At 39.6% G+C, this 20,405-nt stretch carries 22 protein-coding genes and 1 other annotated feature; all 22 genes read right to left on the minus strand.

Going from position 1 to position 20,405, the window contains the following annotated elements; genetic code table 11:
• Nucleotide 1: 1 nt before the first annotated feature.
• Nucleotides 2-2,359: a VirB4-like conjugal transfer ATPase, CD1110 family gene (locus tag D8804_RS02150; protein WP_180364039.1), complete on the minus strand. Its 2,358-nt coding sequence runs from the start codon at nucleotides 2,357-2,359 to the stop codon at nucleotides 2-4.
• Complete coding sequence (locus D8804_RS02155; RefSeq protein WP_001097589.1) at nucleotides 2,310-2,669, minus strand: PrgI family protein; 360 nt, start codon at nucleotides 2,667-2,669, stop codon at nucleotides 2,310-2,312. The genes D8804_RS02150 and D8804_RS02155 overlap by 50 nt, the downstream gene beginning before the upstream one ends.
• Nucleotides 2,670-2,722: 53 nt before the next feature.
• Nucleotides 2,723-3,577, minus strand: a complete 855-nt coding sequence (locus D8804_RS02160) for a VirB6/TrbL-like conjugal transfer protein, CD1112 family (RefSeq protein ID WP_001054257.1) — start codon at nucleotides 3,575-3,577, stop codon at nucleotides 2,723-2,725.
• Nucleotides 3,578-3,593: 16 nt separating this feature from the next.
• Nucleotides 3,594-3,836: a hypothetical protein gene (locus D8804_RS02165; RefSeq protein ID WP_000627865.1), complete on the minus strand. Its 243-nt coding sequence runs from the start codon at nucleotides 3,834-3,836 to the stop codon at nucleotides 3,594-3,596.
• A 20-nt stretch (nucleotides 3,837-3,856) separates the two neighbouring features.
• Nucleotides 3,857-5,734 (minus strand): VirD4-like conjugal transfer protein, CD1115 family, encoded by a 1,878-nt coding sequence (locus tag D8804_RS02170; protein WP_125398774.1) that lies wholly within the window; start codon nucleotides 5,732-5,734, stop codon nucleotides 3,857-3,859.
• Nucleotides 5,734-6,222: a hypothetical protein gene (locus D8804_RS02175; protein WP_048791736.1), complete on the minus strand. Its 489-nt coding sequence runs from the start codon at nucleotides 6,220-6,222 to the stop codon at nucleotides 5,734-5,736. The genes D8804_RS02170 and D8804_RS02175 overlap by 1 nt, the downstream gene beginning before the upstream one ends.
• Complete coding sequence (locus tag D8804_RS02180; protein WP_048791737.1) at nucleotides 6,212-6,511, minus strand: hypothetical protein; 300 nt, start codon at nucleotides 6,509-6,511, stop codon at nucleotides 6,212-6,214. The genes D8804_RS02175 and D8804_RS02180 overlap by 11 nt, the downstream gene beginning before the upstream one ends.
• A gap of 333 nt (nucleotides 6,512-6,844) precedes the next feature.
• Nucleotides 6,845-7,432 (minus strand): CPBP family intramembrane glutamic endopeptidase, encoded by a 588-nt coding sequence (locus D8804_RS02185; protein WP_048791738.1) that lies wholly within the window; start codon nucleotides 7,430-7,432, stop codon nucleotides 6,845-6,847.
• A 2-nt stretch (nucleotides 7,433-7,434) separates the two neighbouring features.
• Complete coding sequence (locus tag D8804_RS02190) at nucleotides 7,435-7,668, minus strand: hypothetical protein (protein WP_000840776.1); 234 nt, start codon at nucleotides 7,666-7,668, stop codon at nucleotides 7,435-7,437.
• Between the two features lie 12 nt (nucleotides 7,669-7,680).
• Nucleotides 7,681-8,061 carry a thioredoxin domain-containing protein gene (locus D8804_RS02195; protein WP_048791739.1) on the minus strand — a complete coding sequence of 127 codons (381 nt, stop codon included), beginning with the start codon at nucleotides 8,059-8,061 and terminating at the stop codon, nucleotides 7,681-7,683.
• Entirely contained in the window at nucleotides 8,054-8,503 is a 450-nt protein-coding gene (locus tag D8804_RS02200; protein WP_048791740.1) for a hypothetical protein, read from the minus strand. Before D8804_RS02200 ends, D8804_RS02195 begins: the two co-directional genes overlap by 8 nt.
• On the minus strand, nucleotides 8,487-9,845 hold the full coding sequence (gene dcm, locus D8804_RS02205) for a DNA (cytosine-5-)-methyltransferase (RefSeq protein WP_048791741.1): 1,359 nt from the start codon (nucleotides 9,843-9,845) through the stop codon (nucleotides 8,487-8,489). The genes D8804_RS02200 and dcm overlap by 17 nt, the downstream gene beginning before the upstream one ends.
• A gap of 98 nt (nucleotides 9,846-9,943) precedes the next feature.
• Entirely contained in the window at nucleotides 9,944-10,723 is a 780-nt protein-coding gene (locus D8804_RS02210; RefSeq protein ID WP_048791742.1) for a replication initiator protein A, read from the minus strand.
• Nucleotides 10,720-10,893 carry a hypothetical protein gene (locus tag D8804_RS02215; protein ID WP_000159607.1) on the minus strand — a complete coding sequence of 58 codons (174 nt, stop codon included), beginning with the start codon at nucleotides 10,891-10,893 and terminating at the stop codon, nucleotides 10,720-10,722. Before D8804_RS02215 ends, D8804_RS02210 begins: the two co-directional genes overlap by 4 nt.
• 201 nt (nucleotides 10,894-11,094) lie before the next feature.
• The gene (rplL, locus tag D8804_RS02220) at nucleotides 11,095-11,460 is read right to left on the minus strand and encodes a 50S ribosomal protein L7/L12 (protein WP_001196969.1); all 366 of its coding nucleotides are present in this window, start codon (nucleotides 11,458-11,460) and stop codon (nucleotides 11,095-11,097) included.
• Nucleotides 11,461-11,535: 75 nt separating this feature from the next.
• A complete protein-coding gene (gene rplJ, locus D8804_RS02225; protein WP_001287274.1) occupies nucleotides 11,536-12,036 on the minus strand; it encodes a 50S ribosomal protein L10 in 501 nt (166 codons plus the stop codon).
• A 38-nt stretch (nucleotides 12,037-12,074) separates the two neighbouring features.
• Nucleotides 12,075-12,210 (minus strand) — a sequence feature (ribosomal protein L10 leader region).
• 62 nt (nucleotides 12,211-12,272) lie between these two features.
• Nucleotides 12,273-13,532, minus strand: coding sequence for a TRZ/ATZ family protein (locus tag D8804_RS02235; RefSeq protein WP_125398665.1), 1,260 nt, complete (start codon nucleotides 13,530-13,532; stop codon nucleotides 12,273-12,275).
• Between the two features lie 103 nt (nucleotides 13,533-13,635).
• A complete protein-coding gene (locus tag D8804_RS02240; RefSeq protein WP_125398666.1) occupies nucleotides 13,636-15,384 on the minus strand; it encodes an ABC transporter ATP-binding protein in 1,749 nt (582 codons plus the stop codon).
• A gap of 1 nt (nucleotide 15,385) precedes the next feature.
• A complete protein-coding gene (locus tag D8804_RS02245) occupies nucleotides 15,386-17,110 on the minus strand; it encodes an ABC transporter ATP-binding protein (protein WP_125398667.1) in 1,725 nt (574 codons plus the stop codon).
• A gap of 60 nt (nucleotides 17,111-17,170) precedes the next feature.
• On the minus strand, nucleotides 17,171-18,109 hold the full coding sequence (gene msrB, locus D8804_RS02250; RefSeq protein ID WP_125398668.1) for a peptide-methionine (R)-S-oxide reductase MsrB: 939 nt from the start codon (nucleotides 18,107-18,109) through the stop codon (nucleotides 17,171-17,173).
• 101 nt (nucleotides 18,110-18,210) lie between these two features.
• A complete protein-coding gene (gene thrB / locus D8804_RS02255) occupies nucleotides 18,211-19,080 on the minus strand; it encodes a homoserine kinase (RefSeq protein ID WP_125398669.1) in 870 nt (289 codons plus the stop codon).
• 1 nt (nucleotide 19,081) lies between these two features.
• Nucleotides 19,082-20,368, minus strand: coding sequence for a homoserine dehydrogenase (locus tag D8804_RS02260; RefSeq protein ID WP_125398670.1), 1,287 nt, complete (start codon nucleotides 20,366-20,368; stop codon nucleotides 19,082-19,084).
• Nucleotides 20,369-20,405: the final 37 nt, after the last annotated feature.

Genomic DNA, 20,405 nt, shown 5'->3' on the forward strand with positions numbered 1-20,405 from the left:
CTTAATTAGAAGCCATTTTATCAGGATCTGTACTCATGATATCAAACAATTGTGTACCTTGAGGAATCTTATTTTTAAAGGGTACGACAACTGAACCAGCTTTTATTAGTCCAGCCCCTTTTTCTGGATTGACTAGGTATTTTTCAAGTTCTTTTGACAAGCCTAAGAGTTGAACCAGTTCTTCTCGGTCATTTTTTGCTTGCTTGAGGAGAATCATAAATTCACTATTTGCAATAATCCGTCTACCATTTGGATCTAACAATAAGGTTTCGACATTTTGGGTTATCCCAGTCGGACTAGCTCCATATTTTCTGACACGACTCCACAATTTAAAGAAGAAATCACTAGCATATTTATCTAATAAGAGAAGCTGCATTTCATCAAAATAAATCCAGGTCTTCTTCCCTAATTTTTGGTTCCGAACAACACGATTCCATATCTGATCAAACACTACCATAAGGGCGATTTGTTTCAGCTCATCTCCTAACTTTTTAACGTTATAGATTAAGAAGTTAGATCCTGTCTGAATATTGGTCTTATGAGAAAAAATATCAAGAGAACCTTCGACATACAGTTCCATATCAAGTGCCAAGTTCTGCGCTTCTTCTTCTGGTTGTTGGCTCAAGACAAAGACCCATTCTTCCAAAGAAGGCTCTTTAAATGACTGATAGGTGAGTCTGGTAACTCTGTCGATAATCGATTTTTCTCTTCCATCCATTTTCCTATCCAATAACTTGCCGATAAAGGATAAAAGAAATTCTGATTTTACCTTTACAGGATCCTCATCCATATTTTCCTCAGACAAGTCAAGGACATTGAGATAAGTTTGGGAATCGGGCGCAATATCAATCATTTCTCCCCCAAAAGCCCGTCCAATAACACTGTACTCTGCTTCTGGATCCACGATGATAATTTCAGTATTTTCACCAGATTCCTTGATTTTGGTCGTGATAATTTCATGTTTGGTTGCCATCCCTTTCCCAGCTCCAGATGTTCCTAAAATCAGACCAGACGGTGTATTTAATAGGCTGCGATCAATGGTAATAATATTGCTTGAGATTTGATTGATACCGTAATATTTCCCACTACGGTCTTGTAAATCTACTGAAGTCCAAGGTGAGTTCACTGCTATATTGGACGTTAATAAACTCCGTGATACTCCTTCTAAAAAATCACAACCAAATGGCAGCAAACTATTAAAAGCTGCTTCTTGCATATATGGAAGTTTATCAATCATTAGGTCATTTGAGCCGGCCACTTGTTGGATAGTGTCTAGGGCTTGTTTGAGTTCTTCTTCATCCTGACCAAAAACACCAATCAAGAAGACCGTTTGAAATAGTTTATCTCCTGTCTCGGTCATGGTTTTTAAGAGTTCCTCAGCTTCATCGATATTGCTTTCTAATACATGACCTACTTTTTCCAAATAGATACCTGTACGAGCTAGTTTTTGTTGTTCCCCAATCTTTTGGGATTCCATCAAGGTCTTCTTTGTTCGTAGTTTCTTCATAGCATCTGCCTTGGTCGAACTTTGAGCATGGAGGCTCACAATCAATTCCAAATCTCCTTGCATGAGGTCTCGAATAAACTGATCCCCTAATTCCATGCCGTAGTCTCTCACATAGACAATCTGCAATAAGCGGTCATTAATTTGTAGGTAATTCTTGTTTTTAAAATCTAAGAGATTAGGTGCTATGAAGTGACGAGTTGTCTGACCAGATCTCGTTAAATCACGGTAAGAAAAAGGAAGATGGTGTTCTCCTCTAAGCATATCTGCCAACAAGTTCACCCGTTCTTCTCCAGCCAAGGATTCAAATCGAGCTTCAATTTCTGAGAAACCACTCTTGAAATATTCTCCAATTTGGAACAAGGAACGATAGGCTTGTTTGGGATTAGTATCCTTTCTACCAAAGCTAATCAACTTCACAGCTGAAAAATTATTTTCGCCACTGTCTAAATTCTGATTCATCATCCGATTCAATTCTTTACGATAGCTATCGTACCCATCTTCTTTTTCCTCATACAAAACACTTTGTCTGAATTTTTCTAAATTCAATCTTTTATTAAAGATAGTTAATTGGAAGTTGGTTTGGTCATCTAGGGAGTTAATCAAATCAGAATACTTCTCAATGATTGCCCCCTTATCTTCTAAACCAACGGTCTGGTAATTGACATCACCAAGTAAATAGCTTTGTGAAAAATAATCTTCTTTTACCTGCATCAGACCATTTTGATACAGGGCTTGATAGGAAAGAGTATTAGCCGTAGAGGGTAACACTTCCTCTTTTTTCCCTTTAACTTCTTCCTTTTTATTAGTCATTGAAGTTTTTTGTTTCTTTAATGTATTTGATTTTCTTTTCATGTTCAGGTCCTTTCTTTCCTGTAATTGTGCGTAGGGGAACCGTTAGTTCAAAATGAAGACGGTATTTCAAATAATGTTCAAAATATAAATCATTGGGTTTATAGACTCCAAAAAGCATGAGGGGGATGGTAAAGGCAAACACAAAACCGTAAACAAACCAATCTCCAAATTGCCAGAAAAAGAGATTCAAGCCCAAAACAATAATTGTGACAATAAAGGCTGGTAAAACAAAGATGATTTGTCTTGTGGTGAAGCCTAACCAAGCCCTGTGTTGGTATTTTGAGATGTCTTTAAAGACACGTGTATTCATGACTTTCCTTTCTAAAAAGGCTAAGAAGCATTCACTTCCTAGCCTTTATCTAATTACATACCTAAGATTGAGCGAGCCGTACGTTGAGAACCAACGAGGGCAATAATCAGTAAGATAGCTTGTACCAAACTACCAAACATAATCGCAAGTGATTGCAGGACTCCTGCACCATTTGAAACAGCTATTTTCCCAGCAGATTCAAATAAAGGAACAAGAGAAACAATCAGAAAAATGAGAACCCCTTGTACCGCATAGACCATAATATTTTTTAAATAGCCAATACCAATAGACTTCCACTCATCACTTAAAAATGTTGGAATCGTAAGAGGGGCAAATGGAATCATAAGGTAGAGTTGAATAAATCGAATGGATACCAAAAGATTGACCATGGCTGCACTTACTATCCGAACTAGCCAAATTAGGAGGGCGAAAAAGCCCACAATCATCCGGCCAATAAATCCTGAACCTTTTAATCCAGAGATGGTATCATACTTTGCCCCACCGTGAGCCACAATCGAGGCCACTTGTTCAATGGCGTGACTCGCAATCCCGATGATAGCTTCTACGATAACGGTAGTATTGGTAATTACAACTGCGACCATAATGTAACTAATCAACATCGGCGCTAATGCTTCAAAGGTCATCGCTCCTCCTGAGTTAGCAATTTTCTTTGCCATCTTCGAAAATTCTAAGATGAGAACAACTGATAAAATCGCAACTCCAAGAGGCTGCATGACACTTTTAGTAATACTAGACATATAAGTCCAAACAGTTGGATTGTAGCTAGATAGAGATTTAATCAAATCTACCGTAGATTGTAAATCTACATTAAATCCTTCAAATAAATTTTCAGCTGATATTTTTTCAGATGCAAGGTAAACAAAGGGTGAGACTAAACTAAGATTCATGTCATTGTTGATCCTCCTAAATAGAAATCTGGGTTACAAAGGCTCCAGCAGCCCCTACCATAACTCCACCGACAATTTCAAGAATGGCATTCCGAACACCTGGTCCACCATCTTTAATGTTGGTTGCAAGGTTGACAATCCCCACAACAACGAGAAAGGCACCAACCGCAATCAATCCCTTCTGCAACAAAGACATAGCTTGTGCAAACATGGCACTTGCGTCTACTCCATAAACAAAACCTTTAAAATGCGTAATCATCTATTTCCTCTTTTCTATTTTTATTTTAAACTAGATTCAAAAGTTAAATCACGAATTCTAAGGCCTTCAAGATGATTTTCTTGTCTTTGATTCAAAGGATTGATTTGATAGTTCCACCACCGTTCATCGGTTTCTTGATTGGCTAGGTATTTCCAGTTTGGATGCTTAGTGGAATTGTATTTTTTGCTTTTAAAGACAGGCATATTGGCAATTCGAACCAAGCATTCATGCCGTTTCATATTTCCGACTTCATCAGGTGTCATTAAATCACGAGCAATCTTTTGATGAGAAAGGGATCCTGAACCTGTCTGGCCAAAGGAACGACTAGTATTTCGAACATCAATGGTTTGTTTACCGAGTAACCCACTCATAAATTTAAAGGTATCTTCATCATTACCACCTAAGTAGACTAAGCTATCACAATTTCCAAGAATAGTTTTCCAAGCTTCTTTTTCTTTATAGAGCCCTTGAAGTTGTGCAATATTTTGAAGAATGGGAACGAGACTCATATTACGAGAACGAACTGTTGAGGTTTGTTCAGCAAAATCTGGGATTTCTCCGATATTCGCGAACTCATCTAAATAGACTCTCACATGAAGAGGCAATTGACCCTTAAAATCAATATCTGCTTGTCTTGTTAAGGTTTGAAATACGGTTGAAAAAAAGAGGGCTGAAAGAAAGCGAAAGGTACTATCGTTATCTGGGATAACTAGGTAAACCATTGATTTTTCCTGGCCCCATGTCTTCATATCAAGGGTATCTCTTTTGGTCAAATCCATGACACTTTGAATATTGAAGAGGGCAAATTTAGCAGTGGTTACAGCTATAACAGAATCCAGAGTCTTATCCTTATAATTTTGAAAATCTGCCCAATTTCGCATGGTAAAATTTTCAGTCCCATACTTTTTAGAATAATTTTCAAATAGAATTTCTAAGACACTTTTTTCTTGATTTTCACCCTTGGATAAGTGTTTAATGAGTTTTGAGATTTCAGCAAAACTTGGATAACGCCCTCTTTTTTTTCGCTCTTCCACTTCTTTTTTTTGACGTTTCAACAAGTTTTGGTATTCTGTTTGACTCAAACGACTCTCTTCAATGTGCTGTTCTCTTGTTTTAGGTGGGTTATAGAAATCGACCAAGTAGGAGGCTAAAGCTCGTACCAAAGTCATAGAAGCTTCATCCCAAAATGGATCACTACGAGAGCCAGAGCCTTTGGTGTTATTGAAATAAACCGTCAACATGCGATTCAAATCATTTTCTGTCTCTATATAGCGGAAAGGATTGAAGCCATCTGAGTTCTTCATATTGACTAAATCTAGCACCTTTACTTGGTAGCCATGTTCCAAAAAGAGTCTTCCTGTTTTCTCAGCTAAGTGATCTTTAGGATCCACGACAATATTTGAACTATTCATCTGAATCAGATTGGGTTTTACAAAGCGAAAGGTCTTCCCACTTCCTGAACCTCCGATCACCGCAATATTCTTATTTCTATCATATTGGGGTGATTTCTTATCTAATAATGTCAAACGAACATCTTGAGCTAAGATCGTATCATGAGAAAATTCTTTACCGTAAAAGAGCTTCTTTTCTTTTAGAGTTCCAAAACGGGCGCTCCCGTATTCTACTCCTTCTCGGTATTGTTTTTTGCCAGTCTCTAAATAGAGATAAACCAGCAACATCATCACAAAGCCTAGTAGAAAAAAAGCACTTGATTTTCCAGTAAAAGAAATATTCCATGGCGACTGAAGAACTTCATCTTGACCCTCCATCAGAAGATGAGTCCATTTATCTAATGTATTTCCAGTATAGGAATCATACAAAAGCGTCAAACGATGAAAAAGATAGCCTAGTAAGATACCTAACAGTGAGAATAGTAGGAATTTCTTTCCACTGTACATCATCTCACCATCTCTTTCTGTTTGACGGCTCCTTCTTGTCTAAAGGTAATTTGGGATTTAGCCTCATCAATTGCATCGTCTAATGACTTATCCATGGTAAAATCAGCTAATTTCTCTGGATTATTAACCATTTTTTCTAACAGATGGTCTAAATGATTGTCCAGAATCGAACGGTCTTTCGTGTAGAAATGTAGAGAATCCCCTTGCCAAGCGATGGCTAAAGGAATCTCTTCTTTTTCTAAAAAAGCTTTAAATTTCTCTATATCAATTGGTTTGTCTAAAAAATCTTTTTTCAGATTAATCGTATCAATCGAATAGGGAGATTGTAGCAATTCTTCTAATTTCTGCACCCCTATCTTATAGGCGGAATCCTGTGCTAAAGCCTGACGTCTAGACCATTCTAGAATCTTTAAAAGACTTTTTACAGTAAATAAAAGACTACGCTCAGCATATTGAACCGCCATTCGTTCCTGTTGTTCAGAGGACATCTGATACCTCCTTCTTAACAAATAGCAGCTTTCCTTCTTTATAACGATAAGCTATCAATTTCTGACGTTGCTTAATCGACTTGACAACCTGCAGTAGATCTCTCGAATAAGGTTCTCGAAGAGTAACTTCTACTGCATTCCCATCAACGATACCAACACGTTTAAATTCAATGTAGTCTTTTTTAAGATGTCCTAAGCCCATACCAAAAGGAAAGTGATGAATCAATTGGATGGTACAACCACCTTTATTTCCCATTTGTTTCAAATCATACAAGTTTACTACCTTCATGATTAACTCCTTTATCTAGTTTGTCGCATCGTTTAAGTCTGGTAACGATAAACTCCGTGTCTGTTAGAAAATTCTCACACACGTCTTGTGCCAGTTGCCCTTCACAGGGAGATACTCTCAGTCCCTACTTACACAGGCACGCTAATCAAGACGGAGTGGATTCAATTTTCAAAGAACAGGTAGCTTTATTATAGATAAGAGTAGTTGAAATTTTTATCACATTTTTTATTTTTCTGTAGAGCTAAATTCATACTAAACAAAGATTTTGAAATAAAAGACTAACGTTGTTACATAACGTTAGCATTTCATTTCCCTAAAACAAGCTAATTTGGTCTAAAAAAGCAGCAAACTATAAACTAGTAGGTTCCACACCAAATGTACACCCATACTTCCCCATAAGTCAGATTTATAGCGCACCATCCCTAAAAACATCCCAAGTGAAACATATAAACACCAAGCTAGTATGGTTCCTGGATGATGTGCTAAGGCAAATAAAACACTTGTCAAAGCAACTCTAATATCTATTTTACTGACCAAGTTCCATATAATTTCTCGATACAGAAATTCTTCAACCATACTCGCATTGATTAAGAACAATAAAAATGAAAACCAAGGAACTTGATGTTGAAGGCCAATTAAGTTTGCTTGGTTCGTGCTTCCTTGAGCATGAATCAGACTAAAACATAGGCTTATAATCAGTAGGCTAACGAATCCAATACCAATCCACTTTATCCTAATTTTCATATTGACCTTGGCCACTTGTTTTCGTTGACCATACATCCATAAAAAAGAAATGAGTGACGCACAATAGAGAATCTGTAGTATAGTTAACTCACCGATACAAAGCAATTTAAGTAAGTATAGGGATAGCAATAGGACATTAACTTGTTGGAATATATAAACTGGAATTATTCTTTTCATAGTTACCTCCGAAATAAATCTTCATAATCTAAATCTAATACCTGCACAATCCTTTCTACCCATGGACTTTGAGGCATTCGTTGTTCCATCTTGTAGTGGCGTATCTTTTGATACAAACGATTCAATTCACTTGGATAGTGAAACTCTCCCGCAAACATTTTTCTGGTTAACTCAATCCAGCTAATATTTCTTTCAGCCAAAATAATGGACAAGTTCTCCCAAAATCGTTCAGCCATATTGCTTCTCCTTTAGTTAGATAAATAATGTGTTTGTGCCATGTAAATCAATTGTTTCGTATCTCTTGGCAATAGAGCTCTAGCCTCTTCCAAATTCAGATTTGGATAAACCCGCTTATTTGAAACTGCAAGAGGAAGTCTGATGGTTAGTTCAGGATTTTTTAAGATCATCTCAACGAAATCCGTTAATCTTAGGTTATCTCGATTCTTAAATCGTAATAAATTTGGAGATAAAAATTCGAAACAATCTGAAGAATAGCTCATCATTTCAATTAATTTTTCCTTTGTCATTTCAGAAACTGAATGGCAAGATACTTCGATACCATAGTTTTGGAAGAATTCTAAAAGAAGTTGATTTCTATGGCTATTTTTACTTAGATAGAGATCAATCATGGGAGACCTCCAACAAATTTGATTCCATTTGATATTCTGAGACGACTAAGGAATCTAATGATTTTGAGAAGTTAATTGATTTCTTATCTTCATCATAAGCTTTTACAGTTACTTGGGTTGTAAGTATTCCCTCTTTTCCCTCTGCTCGATAGCCTTGTCCATATAAAATAAAAACGAGATTTTGATGATCATCTACAAAGGCATCGACACCATTCTTTATGTCTTGACTTTCAAGGAATTCCATAACGTTTTGAAGATAGGATTCGTAAAATAGTGGGTAGTTGTGTTTTTTATGGTAATCATCTAAGAATGTCACTTCAAACTCACATGGATAATTGGGCATCAAAAATAATTGTTCATCCAGCTGTTTGATTTCTGCATCATGTAATTCTGTTTCTAATTCATCACAATCTAGTATTGATTCTTTATTTAATGCTTTCATCTTTTTCCTCTATTTCTTTTAATTTCTTTGCGATTGCGGCAATCACAGGAACGGTTACACTATTACCAGCTTGTTTATAGAGCTGACTATTACTAGAGACTTTTCTAGCAGCTTCAAAAGCCCAATCAGGAAAACCCTGCAAGCGAAAACACTCTTTAGGAGTGATTCGTCGTATCCTCAGACGGTAAAATTGTCCATCTATTAATACACCAGCTACATGATAAACTTGTTTATCTTCTCCTTCATAGCTAGCAACTACTACTCCCATTTGACCACTAGTTGTTAACGTATTAGCTATACCTTTTCCAACTCTACCTCTACGAAACTGAGAACTTGGTCTTTCCAAATTGATGGAATCTCCTATTTCTGCTTGAGCATATCCTTTTTTCGTTGCTTCCCGTACTTTTAGAAATTGGATTGGTTCTGGAATCAGTATTTTAGGGATTTTATCTCCACCTTGCATTGTAGTTAATGTTGGAGATAATCCCTCACTTCCATAAACTCTACCAGTTTCCTTAAAGCTAGTTGGTAAATCTCCAACAACCACAATACCATGGCGATCTTGAGTATTTAAAGTAAACATTGGCTCTTGGTTTTCCTTAAAGCGTCTACCATTTTGTCTCTTGTCTAATCTATCTGGTGTCATACACGGAATCGCAACTTTAAATCCTTCTCCTTTTCCACGAACTAAGGTTGGCGCAAGACCTTCTGAATAATAGACTTTACCACTCATTCCACTTTTTGATGGATTCAAATTCCCTAGTGTTTTTAAAGTCTCAGAGTTAGTTGCTTGACCTTCTCGTCTGAAAGGAAATAGGAGTCTGGTACCTTTCTTTCTAGAATGTCCGATAATAAACACCCTCTCTCTGTTTTGGGGAACGCCAAAATCCTTACTGTTAAGCACCTGCCACTCAACATCAAACCCCAACTCATCAAGTGTGGTAAGAATTGTGGTGAACGTCCGTCCCTTATCGTGATTGAGTAGGCCTTTAACATTTTCAAGAAAAAGAAAACGTGGTTGGATTTGTTTGGTCGCCCGAGCAATTTCAAAGAACAAAGTTCCTCTAGTATCTTCAAATCCCAATCGTCTTCCTGCGATTGAAAATGCTTGACAAGGGAATCCCCCACAGATGACATCGACTTTCCCTCTAAGTTTTTTAAATTCGTCATCTGAAACATCTCGTATGTCATGAAATTCGATTTCTCCTTCCGTTTGAAAAATGGACTTATAAGATTCTCTAGCAAATTTATCAATCTCACAAAATCCAATACACTCGTGTCCGACACTTTCCATTCCTAGTCGAAATCCACCGATACCAGAAAATAAATCAATAAATTTCATTTCTTGATTACTCCTTTCTGATCGACTACCAATGTCCAAAGAGTCACACCACTTGAAATTAAAATGAACATAACTAATATCCACTCGATTGGCGACATTTAACTACCTCCTTTTCTAACACGGTTATTCCAAACAGAATACAAACCGTTAAACACAAATTCAGCAAGCACTTCCGCACGTCTAACAAAGCGAACATTATCTAGAGCATACTGATAGATTCTCTCAAAATCAGTCATAGCAATTTCACTGGCTGTTTCAGAAAAACCTTCTCGTCTAAATTGATCTTGTACCAATCCCCAAATATAATCTCGATCATATTTTGTGACCTTTTCTACTTTTCTTTTCAAGATAGGTTGAGTATTCCTATCCTCCTCATCCTCAATAAATAAAAAATCAGTCTCACTATATTTAGTCTCACTAACTTCAGTCTCACTAGGGGCTGAATATGAGACGGGGGTCGTTTCATTTTCAACCTGCCCTAGTCTTTTTTTAACACTAGGCCTGTTTGAATTACCTACTGGGGTAGAAGATAATTCCCCTAAATAAATCTTATTAGCTAGTCTTCCTTTCTCACTTGAAGATTGTTGAACTTCATCAATTAAATCATATTCTTTAAGAGTTCTTTTGATGGACAGTAATTTTGACTTCGAACAACCTAATAGCTTCATCAGTTTAGAATTAGAAAATACTAAATAAACCGCTCCTTCTTCATCTATCCAACCACGACTAAGAGATAATTCTAAACGATCTTTTAAAATAGAATAAGCCACCTTTACCTCTAGTTTCATATCCATATATTTCTCATCCTCAAAAAGAATTTTAGGTAATTTATAATACCGTTCTGAAGTTTGGTATTGATTTGCGGTAATTCGTTTCATAGCGCTCCTCCAAGTTCTTTGAGTATTAAATCTCCACTTGATTCCAATCGAACCAAGCCACTTTTTTCTAATTCAGCCATAAGAGAGATGGCTTCAACAATGTCAATTCCCATTTCACGTACTAAAAATGAAATGACAATATAGCGTGATGATTGTAATTCTTTTGTCATTTTTCCTCCTGAAAATAAAAAAAGGAGAACAATATTCAACTGTTCTCCAAAATAATTTTATTAAAAAGAAAAACCCTGCCAAATTAATTTTTGGTAGGGTTTTTGGTAGGAAACTAAATTAATTTATCAGTTTCTAAAATGTGTTCACGATTCTAAAAGGCTGATACTATAGTATTCCGAATTCTAATTGGTATATGCCTCTTATTTAAGAGTAACTGAAGCTCCAGCTTCTTCCAATTTAGCTTTGATTTCTTCTGCTTCTGCAGTTGGAACGCCTTCTTTGATGACACCTGGTGCACCATCAACAAGTTCTTTAGCTTCTTTAAGTCCAAGACCAGTGATTTCACGTACAACTTTGATAACGCCGACTTTCTTGTCGCCTGCAGCTGTCAATTCAACGTCAAATGAATCTTTAGCAGCTTCTTCAGCGCCACCAGCAGCAGCTACAGCTACAGGAGCAGCCGCAGTTACACCAAATTCTTCTTCGATAGCTTTTACAAGGTCGTTCAATTCAAGGATTGAAGCTTCTTTAATTTCAGCAATAATGTTTTCAATGTTCAATGCCATTGTTATTTCCTCCAAATAAGTTTTAAATTTTATAATAGTTTTTTTCGTAGCTAGGCTACGCTGCGTAGCTTAAGATTAAGCTGCGTCTTCTTTGTTGTCTGCAACCGCTTTGACTGCAAGAGCAACGTTGCGCACTGGCGCTTGAAGTACAGAAAGGAGCATAGAAAGAAGTCCTTCGCGGTTTGGAAGAGTTGCAAGAGCAACGATTTCTTCTTTAGATGCGACAGCGCCTTCGATTGCACCACCTTTGATTTCAAGTGCTTCAGCGTTTTTAGCAAAATCGTTCAAGATTTTCGCTGGTGCGATAACATCTTCGTTAGAAAATGCTACTGCAGATGGTCCAACAAATACTGATGCAAGATCTTCAAGACCAGCTTTTTCAGCTGCACGACGCAAGATTGAGTTTTTAATAACTTTATACTCAACTTCGCTTCCACGAAGCTCACGACGAAGAACTGTATCTTGCTCAACTGTCAAACCACGAGCGTCTACAACAACGATAGATGCAGCAGCTTTCATTTTTTCAGCTACTACGTCAACTAGTTCCGCTTTTTTAGCAATAATTGCTTCACTCATTAGTGTGTTCACCTCCGTAATTATTTTGCTTGGGGAATTTTTCCAAAAGAAAAACGCGCCCAAACCTAGACACGAAAGTACAATACGCTTCTTTTTACATGATACGTTTTGTCCTCGGTAGGATCTTTATGAGTCGAGCTCCCCTACTGTCTTAGGCAGTTTTTTCAAACCGTATATAAGTATAGCATAGACAAAAAAAGAATGCAAGATTTTTGCAAACTTTTTTTGAAATTTTTTTAAATCTCTACCGTCAAAACTTTGCCTTGCTTAACTACCTGTTCTCCAGCGATATAAACATCATCAACATCACTGGATTTGACTGCATAAACGAGATGAGAGAGCATATTTTCCTGAGGTTGAAGATGGATTTTTCCCTTAGGTTGAATCACGAGAAAATCTGCTTGCTTGCCAACTTCCAGACTTCCTATCTGTTCTTCCATTCTAAGAACCTTAGCACCTTCTATCGTCAGAGCCTTTAGAGCTGTTTCGATGGGGAATTGGCTGGCATCTCCACTCTTCATTTTCTGAAGAAGGGCTGCAGTCCGTCCTTCCTCAAACATATCTAGATTGTTATTGGAAGCGACCGAGTCAGTCGCAATTCCGACTGCTACTCCTGCTTTTTGCAGTTGGATGATGGGAGCGATTCCTGAGGCCAGTTTGAGATTACTGATAGGATTATGAGCAATAGCTACTTGAGAAGTTGCCAAACGTTCAATTTCTCGCTCGTTTAATTCGACCCCATGAGCAAAGACGGACGGATGGTCTAAGTAACCTAGTTCTTCTAGAAAGGTGAGGGGGCGTTTGCCATAGCGTTTGAGGATAATTCCTGATTCCTCCTGAGTCTCCGCTACATGGATATGGATAGGAATGTCCAGCTCTTTTGCCATATCTAAGCTTTCTTCCAGCAAGTCTTGATTACAACTGTATGGAGAATGTGGAGCTACCATAACCTTGAAATTTGGATTTTCATATCCTAAGATTTCCTCTATAATAGCACGTGTTCTGCTTATGGTCTCAGCAGTTGTCTCTGTCTCTGAAGAAAAGAGGGTCGGTGAGAAATAACAACGCATCTTAGATGCCTTGACTGCCTGATAAATTCTCTCAATATCCACACCATTGGGATTATACATATCGTTGAAGGTTGTTGTTCCTGACTGGAGCATCTCTGTCAGAGCCTGCTTGACTGCTCTTGTAGTCATATCTGCTGTAAATCCTGCTTCAGCTGGCCAGATATAGTCATTGAGCCATTCATGGAGATTGCTGTCATCTCGGATCCCTCTCAAGCCTGTCATAGCAGAATGGGTGTGGCAATTAACCAAACCAGGCATGATCCAAGCTCCTTGATAGTCTATAATCTGCTCAGCTTGATCTAAAATCTCTGGCTTCTCTTGACCGACATAGACGATTTGAGAATCCTTAACAACCAAGATACCATCCAGATGCACATGAAAAGCTTGGTCACAAGTAACGATATTTACATGCTGATAGACTTTCATTGTTTTCTCCTTCTAAGACCTTGATTTTTCTAGCTATTGTAACAAAAAAGTCACCCGAAGGCAACTTTTAGTGTCATTAAGACTTTAAATGGACAGGGATGGCTTATTCAGAGCTAAAAACTGCAGCTCGCTGCATTTGGTAATACTTGCCCTTTCTAGCCATGAGGTCCTGATGGTTACCATACTCAACAATGTCACCATCTACCAAGACAAGAATCAAATCCGCATCCTGAATGGTAGACAAGCGGTGAGCAATGATAAAGCTTGTTCGCCCCTTCATGAGTTTGGCAAAGGCGTCCTGGACCAGCACTTCTGTCCGCGTATCAATGGATGAAGTCGCCTCGTCTAAGATAAGAATCTTAGGAATAGCCAGAAAGACTCGGGCGATGGTCAAGAGCTGGGCTTGACCGACAGAGAGAGATTCTCCTGCATTTTCCAACTTGGTATCGTATCCCTGCGGCAACTGTTGGATGAAAAAATCTGCATTGGCTGCTTTGGCAGCAGCAATCACCTGCTCCCGACTGGCTTCAGGATTTCCAAAGGCAATATTGTCATGAATAGTCCCTTGCTTGAGCCAGGTTTCTTGGAGCACCATCCCAAACTGCTGTCTCAATGATGCTCGGGTATAATCGTAAATGGATCGCCCGTCTAGCAAGATATCTCCCGAGTTAATGGGATAAAAACGCATGAGGAGATTGATGAGGGTTGATTTTCCAGCACCCGTAGGACCAACAATAGCAACCTTGCTACCAGCTGGGATATCGGTGGATAAGTCCTTAATCAAGATCCTTTCAGGATTGTATCCAAAAGAGACATGTTTAAAGGAAATAGCTCCTTTAACTTGGTCACTGGTCAAAACTTCCTTACTTGTTTCAGCAATCTCAGGACTTTCTAAGACAGCATAGACGCGCTCTGCACAAGCGAGAGCACTTTGCAACTCAGCTAAAACAGAAGAAATATCATTAAAGGGCTTGGTGTACTGTTGAACATAGTTCAAAAAGGTCACTAAACGCCCAATTGTCAAGGTGGACCCCATCATGATACGATAGGCTCCTACTCCAGCTAAAAGCGCGTAAATGAGTGCATTTACAAAGCGAGTCGAAGGATTGACCGTTGATGAATAAAAGATGGCTGACTGAGAATAGCTTGCGTAGTTGTCATTGGCCGCACGCAGTCTTTGGATAAACTCTGCCTGAGCATTAAAGGACTGGATAATGGTCTGTTGGCTAAGCGATTCTTCAATCAACTGAGTCTGAATCCCCCTTGTCTCTGTTTGCTTTTGGAAGAGATGATAAGATCTCTTGGCAATAAAGCGTGAAATCAACATGGACAGTGGCGTCAACAGCAAGACCAAGAGGGTCATGAGGAGATGAATTTGGAGCATGGCTAGAATGCTGACCAAGATCATCAAGACACCAAAGAAAAATTGATTAAAAATCATGGTCAAGCCAGCTGCCAACTGTTCGATGTCTGTGGTTACACGACTAACCATCTCCCCACTACCTTGCCTATCTACAAAGGCAATCGGTAAACGATGGAGTTTATGGATTATTCGCTCTCGCAAGTCTTTGGTATAAGAGAAGATTATGCGATTATAAAGAAGAGGATTGGCCCATTGAACTAGGGTATTTCCTATGACCACCAATATCATCTGAATGAAAATCTGCCAAAAAACTAGCGAAGAACCAGCCACTAGAACCTGGTCAATGACCTGCCCAATCAGAATAGGTAGATAGATTGATAAGCCAACTTGGGCAATAGTTCCTAGAAAGGCTAGGAAAAGAAGGAAAGGATGACTTGCAAGGTCTTTAGCCAAACGTTTGAGCGTCTGGTTTGCAGTTTGTCGTCTCATGCTAGTTCTCCTTTCCATGTTGGGATGCATTGATTTCACGATAGACTTGGCTAGTCTTCATCAAGTCCTCGTGCTTGCCGATAGCTAGGAGCTCACCTTTTTCCAAGAGGAGAATCTGGTCAGCAATCTGTAGAGTCGAGGTTCGTTGAGAAATCAAGATTAGGCTCGTGTTTGGAAAATTCTCTCTAATAGCTTTCAACAACTTGGACTCGGTAATGGTGTCGAGGGCCGAGGTCGCATCATCTAGGATGAGAAACGGAGTTTGACGCAAGACCGCTCGTGCGATAGACAGCCTTTGTTTTTGTCCACCTGAGAAATTTCGTCCTCCTACCTCAACTATGGTATCTAAGAGTCCTTCCTTATCACTGACAAAATCCTTTGCTTGCGCAATCTCCAAGGCCTGCCAGAGTTCTTGGTCAGTCACTTCCTGATTTAAACCCAAAGTCAAGTTGGAACGAATGGTTCCTTTAAAGAGTTCGACTTTTTGAGGCACATAGGCAATCCAAGACCGCCACTGCTCAAGATTGCGAGGACTACATCCATCTCGATAAAGGTAAATGCTCCCCTTGTCTGCTGGATAAAGTCCAAGTAAGACTTGCACCAAGCTTGATTTACCAGAACCAGTACCCCCGATGATACCAAGGATTTGCCCCTGCTTCATATCAAAGGAAATGTCTCTCAGAGAAGGTTGAGCCGCATCAGGATAGGTAAAAGTCAATTCTTGAACTTGTAAAACCCGATCACTGGTAGCTTGTTTTTGTTCTAACTCTGAGTGGATGTCTTCGGGATCTTGAGCAAAGACTTCCTCGATTCGCTTAGCTGAGATATAGGACTGGTTGAGAGAATTAATCAGCATAGCTAGCTTAACCAATTCCACCAAGATCTGCAAAAGATAGTTGATAAGGGCAATAAGAGCACCCTGGCTGAGTAAACCTCCTTGAATCGAAATATAGCCCTGCCAGATGATGACGAGAAGAGTTCCATTAACAATCAGATAGGTCAGAGGTGTTAATAAAGTAGCCCAGAAACCCGTCTTTTCTTGCAAACTGGCATAGACTTGGTTAAGGGTTTGAAAAATCTGTAACTCTCGTTTTTCCTGACCAAAAGCACGAATAACTCGCATCCCTTGCAATTGCTGGCGCGTTTCCTGAACTAGTTGGTCCGTTTTCTTTCTGAGACTGCTGTAGAGAGGATTGACCAGTCGAGAGAGCCCGACAATGACAATCGTCAAAATAACAACCATGACCAAAAACCAGAAAGTCAGCTCAGCTGAAATGCGATAGGCCATAAAAATGGCTCCAAAAACGATAATAGGCGCTCGCAAAAAGAGACGCAGGAATTGATTGATACCAGTCTGAATTTGGTAGGTATCCGAAGTCAAGCGAGTAACCAAGCTAGAAGTTGTCAAACGGTCTCTGCTGTCCTTGGGCAAGGAAAGAATATGACGATAGAGGTCGTTTGTCAGTTCTTTGGCAAACCCAACCGCTGCCTTGGCTGAGTAAAACTGAGCTACCAATGCCACTAAAACGCCAATCACTGCAAAGATAAGGAGCAGGCCAATCTGCATCCAGAGATGACCTTGATCCCTCTGGGGCAATGATTGGTCAACAATCCCAGCAATCACCATGGGAACCAAGAGTTCAAAAACAGCTTCTAGTAACTTGAACAAGGGGGCTAAAATGGATTCTTTGATATAGGGTTTGAAGTAAGATAGTAAGTGTTTCATAGATCCCTTCTATTCTTATTCTGGAAATGAAGAAAGTGGGAAGCGCCCACCCTCTCTGTTTTATTTGTTTAAGTAAGGTAATAGATAGCCATATCCTGCTTCTTCCATCTCATCCTTGGCCACAAAGCGCAAGGAGACCGAATTGATACAGTAACGGAGGCCACCTAACTCCTGAGGTCCATCTGTGAAAACATGACCCAAGTGAGCATTGCCTGACCGAGAACGAACTTCGATTCGCTCCATCCCATGACTCAGGTCTTTGTAATAGTGAATCAATTCCTTGGAAATCGGACGACTAAAACTTGGCCAACCACAACCTGAAGCAAACTTATCCTTAGCAAAAAAGAGTGGCTCACCCGTCGTGATGTCTACATAAATCCCTTCTTCAAAAGTTTGGTCATAAGCATTACTAAATGGAGCCTCTGTAGCAGCTTCTTGCGTAACACGATAGGACTCTTCGGATAAACTTTCCTTTAACACTTCTTGACTAGGCTTTTCATAGTTAGATGCATCAATCAAGGGCTTCTCAGCATCCGTTACATCGATATGACAGTAACCTGAAGGATTTTTCTTGAGATAATCTTGGTGATAGTCTTCAGCCAGAATATAGTGGCGAAGTTTCTCCACTTCTACTGCAATCTTTCGACCTAGCATGCGTTCCTGCTCCTGCACCACAGTGTAGATAGCTGGCAAATCTGCTTCATCTTGGTAATAAATCCCAGTACGATATTGACGACCACGGTCATTCCCTTGCTGGTTGATAGATAAAGGGTCAATGACACGGAAATAATAAAGTAAAATTTCTCTAAGTGACACTGCTTTCTCATCGTAAATCACTTGAACCGTTTCTGCATGGTCTGTTTCCTTAATCAGCTGATAATTGGTCGTTTCGACTTGCCCATTAGCGTAGCCAACACTGGTTGCTAGCACTCCAGAAATTCGGGAAAAATACTCCTCTAAACCCCAAAAACAACCACCTGCTAGATAAATTTCTGCCATCTTCGTTTCTCCTTTATCGAGTTTTTAACTAGACTTCTTTTCAAAAAAAGGACAGGAAGCAGCCCCCTAGTCGAGACTTTCCCCATCCTATCTGCTATTCTTTACTTTGTTTCGACACGGACACCTTGCGTATCAACCTTCAAATCATGAAGTTTGCCTTTGAAAGACTGCTTTTGCAATTCAGCTTTAATCTTGGGCATCTTGTCATGAGAAGCCAAGATCATAACTGTTGGCCCGGCACCAGAGAGATAGGTTGCATAGGCATCATTTTCTTTAGCCACTTGCTTAATCGTCGCAAATTCCCTCACCAGATCCTGACGGTAGCGCTCGTGGAAGAGGTCTCCCTCAATCGCTTGGCCAGCAGTCACCATGTCTCCTGCCAACAAGGCTGCAACAGCAACATTTGCGATAGAACTAGCTGCAACAGCTTCCTTGTAGGATAATTTCTTAGGCAAGACACCGCGGCTGTCTCGGGTACGCAATTCATAGTTTGGAATATAGGCTAGGAAATCACATTCTGGGAAGTCTGCCACAATTGCTGAAACTTCTCCGTCAACAGAGCTCGCAACAACAAGATTGCCATAGATAGCTGGTGACACATTGTCAGGATGTCCTTCAATCTTGGTAGCCAGCTGCAACTTTTCATGGTCAGATAAGTTGAGCTTGCCTAATTGGTTAGCCAGTTCAATCCCAGCAACAATAACCGAGCTAGAAGAACCCAAGCCACGCGCCAGGGGAACATCACTGATCATTTTCAAGCGTCTCGGTTGCAAGTCCGGCGCAATTTGCAAGGCAATCTTAAGCAAAAGGTTGCGCTCGTCATGTGGAATCCATTTGCCAATCTGGTGTTCAATCAGCCACTCATCTCGTTCTTCACAGACCTCAATTTGAAGATACTTGGTTACAGCTACACCGACCGAATCAAAACCTGGCCCGATATTGGCACTTGTTGCAGGTACAATAATCTTCATCCTAGTCTCCTAACACCTTGAAAGTATTCAAGAGGTCAAATTCTGAAGCTTTGGCCAACTCTGATGAAACATTCTCAAGTTGTGCTTTATTAATCTTATGAGTAATAATCACTACACGCGCCTTGTCATCCTCTTTTCCATCTTGGAGGATTTGCTTGAAGGAAATATCTTGAGCATTAAAGATTTCAGCAAGTTTCAAGACCTGACCTTTTGAGTCTGGTGCCAAGATTGAGAAATAGTAGTTTGCTTTGACATCTTCTGGATTTGCCAAGACCAAATCACGGCTATATTCGTTAAAGTCTTTACCAATGGTACCATCATTCAAGCGACGAACGATACGGACAATGTCCGCTACAACACTTGTTGCAGTTGGTTTTTGACCTGCACCTGGCCCATAGTACATAGACTCACCGATACCGATAGACTCTACAAAGACGGCGTTCATTACCCCATTGACACTGGCAAGTGGATGTGCTTTAGGAAGGAAGGTTGGAGTCACTTCTGCAGCAATTCCTGAAGGAGTTTCCTCGATAGAACCAACCAATTTCACTACATAGCCAAGATCTTGGGCTACAGCTACGTCTTCTGGTGTGATGTTGCGGATTCCCTTGTGGACAACATCGTCAAAGGCAACCTTCATACCAAAAGCAAACTGGCTCAAAATGACCATCTTGTAAGCTGCGTCAATCCCATCAACATCATTTGTAGGATCACTTTCTGCAAATCCAAGTCTTTGAGCTTCAGCCAGAGCATCATCATAAGACCAGCCTTCTTCGACCATTTTGGTCATCATAAAGTTAGAAGTTCCGTTAACAACACCAAGAACACGAGTGATTTTGTCAGACGCCAGAGAATTTGCCAAGGTACGAAGAATTGGAATACCACCAGCTACTGCCGCTTCGTAGTAAAGTGCTACATTATGCTCTTTAGCGATTTCTAACAATTCTGCACCATGGACAGCCAAAAGGTCCTTGTTAGCAGTAACAACGTGTTTTCCAGCTTCTAAGGCACGAGTGATAAAGGTTTTAGCTGGTTCGATACGCCCCATCAATTCCACTACGATAGTAATGTCCTTGTCTGATAAAATATCGTCTACATTGGTTACAAAGTTAAAGTCATTCCCTGCTGCAAGCAAGCGGTTCTTTTCATCTTCATCCTTGACCAATACCTTGGCTACTTCAATCTCTGAATGAGCTGACTGAACGATTTTTTCTCCATTTTCCTTTAGGAGGAAAGGCACGCCACTTGCAACGGTACCAAATCCAAGTAAAGCAATTTTAACTGTCATGTTTGTCTCCTAGAAATTTTCTGATATAGCCATTATA

This window comes from Streptococcus oralis, assembly GCF_003944215.1.
Taxonomy (GTDB): Bacteria; Bacillota; Bacilli; order Lactobacillales; family Streptococcaceae; genus Streptococcus; species Streptococcus oralis_BI.

What these genes read in the sequence shown, in the direction of transcription:
- D8804_RS02150 (WP_180364039.1), bottom strand. Translation starts at nt 2,359, where the DNA reads ATGAAAAGAAAATCAAATACATTAAAGAAACAAAAAACTTCAATGACT.
- D8804_RS02155 (WP_001097589.1), bottom strand. Translation starts at nt 2,669, where the DNA reads ATGAATACACGTGTCTTTAAAGACATCTCAAAATACCAACACAGGGCT.
- D8804_RS02160 (WP_001054257.1), bottom strand. Translation starts at nt 3,577, where the DNA reads ATGAATCTTAGTTTAGTCTCACCCTTTGTTTACCTTGCATCTGAAAAA.
- D8804_RS02165 (WP_000627865.1), bottom strand. Translation starts at nt 3,836, where the DNA reads ATGATTACGCATTTTAAAGGTTTTGTTTATGGAGTAGACGCAAGTGCC.
- D8804_RS02170 (WP_125398774.1), bottom strand. Translation starts at nt 5,734, where the DNA reads ATGTACAGTGGAAAGAAATTCCTACTATTCTCACTGTTAGGTATCTTA.
- D8804_RS02175 (WP_048791736.1), bottom strand. Translation starts at nt 6,222, where the DNA reads ATGTCCTCTGAACAACAGGAACGAATGGCGGTTCAATATGCTGAGCGT.
- D8804_RS02180 (WP_048791737.1), bottom strand. Translation starts at nt 6,511, where the DNA reads ATGAAGGTAGTAAACTTGTATGATTTGAAACAAATGGGAAATAAAGGT.
- D8804_RS02185 (WP_048791738.1), bottom strand. Translation starts at nt 7,432, where the DNA reads ATGAAAAGAATAATTCCAGTTTATATATTCCAACAAGTTAATGTCCTA.
- D8804_RS02190 (WP_000840776.1), bottom strand. Translation starts at nt 7,668, where the DNA reads ATGGCTGAACGATTTTGGGAGAACTTGTCCATTATTTTGGCTGAAAGA.
- D8804_RS02195 (WP_048791739.1), bottom strand. Translation starts at nt 8,061, where the DNA reads ATGATTGATCTCTATCTAAGTAAAAATAGCCATAGAAATCAACTTCTT.
- D8804_RS02200 (WP_048791740.1), bottom strand. Translation starts at nt 8,503, where the DNA reads ATGAAAGCATTAAATAAAGAATCAATACTAGATTGTGATGAATTAGAA.
- dcm (WP_048791741.1), bottom strand. Translation starts at nt 9,845, where the DNA reads ATGAAATTTATTGATTTATTTTCTGGTATCGGTGGATTTCGACTAGGA.
- D8804_RS02210 (WP_048791742.1), bottom strand. Translation starts at nt 10,723, where the DNA reads ATGAAACGAATTACCGCAAATCAATACCAAACTTCAGAACGGTATTAT.
- D8804_RS02215 (WP_000159607.1), bottom strand. Translation starts at nt 10,893, where the DNA reads ATGACAAAAGAATTACAATCATCACGCTATATTGTCATTTCATTTTTA.
- rplL (WP_001196969.1), bottom strand. Translation starts at nt 11,460, where the DNA reads ATGGCATTGAACATTGAAAACATTATTGCTGAAATTAAAGAAGCTTCA.
- rplJ (WP_001287274.1), bottom strand. Translation starts at nt 12,036, where the DNA reads ATGAGTGAAGCAATTATTGCTAAAAAAGCGGAACTAGTTGACGTAGTA.
- D8804_RS02235 (WP_125398665.1), bottom strand. Translation starts at nt 13,532, where the DNA reads ATGAAAGTCTATCAGCATGTAAATATCGTTACTTGTGACCAAGCTTTT.
- D8804_RS02240 (WP_125398666.1), bottom strand. Translation starts at nt 15,384, where the DNA reads ATGAGACGACAAACTGCAAACCAGACGCTCAAACGTTTGGCTAAAGAC.
- D8804_RS02245 (WP_125398667.1), bottom strand. Translation starts at nt 17,110, where the DNA reads ATGAAACACTTACTATCTTACTTCAAACCCTATATCAAAGAATCCATT.
- msrB (WP_125398668.1), bottom strand. Translation starts at nt 18,109, where the DNA reads ATGGCAGAAATTTATCTAGCAGGTGGTTGTTTTTGGGGTTTAGAGGAG.
- thrB (WP_125398669.1), bottom strand. Translation starts at nt 19,080, where the DNA reads ATGAAGATTATTGTACCTGCAACAAGTGCCAATATCGGGCCAGGTTTT.
- D8804_RS02260 (WP_125398670.1), bottom strand. Translation starts at nt 20,368, where the DNA reads ATGACAGTTAAAATTGCTTTACTTGGATTTGGTACCGTTGCAAGTGGC.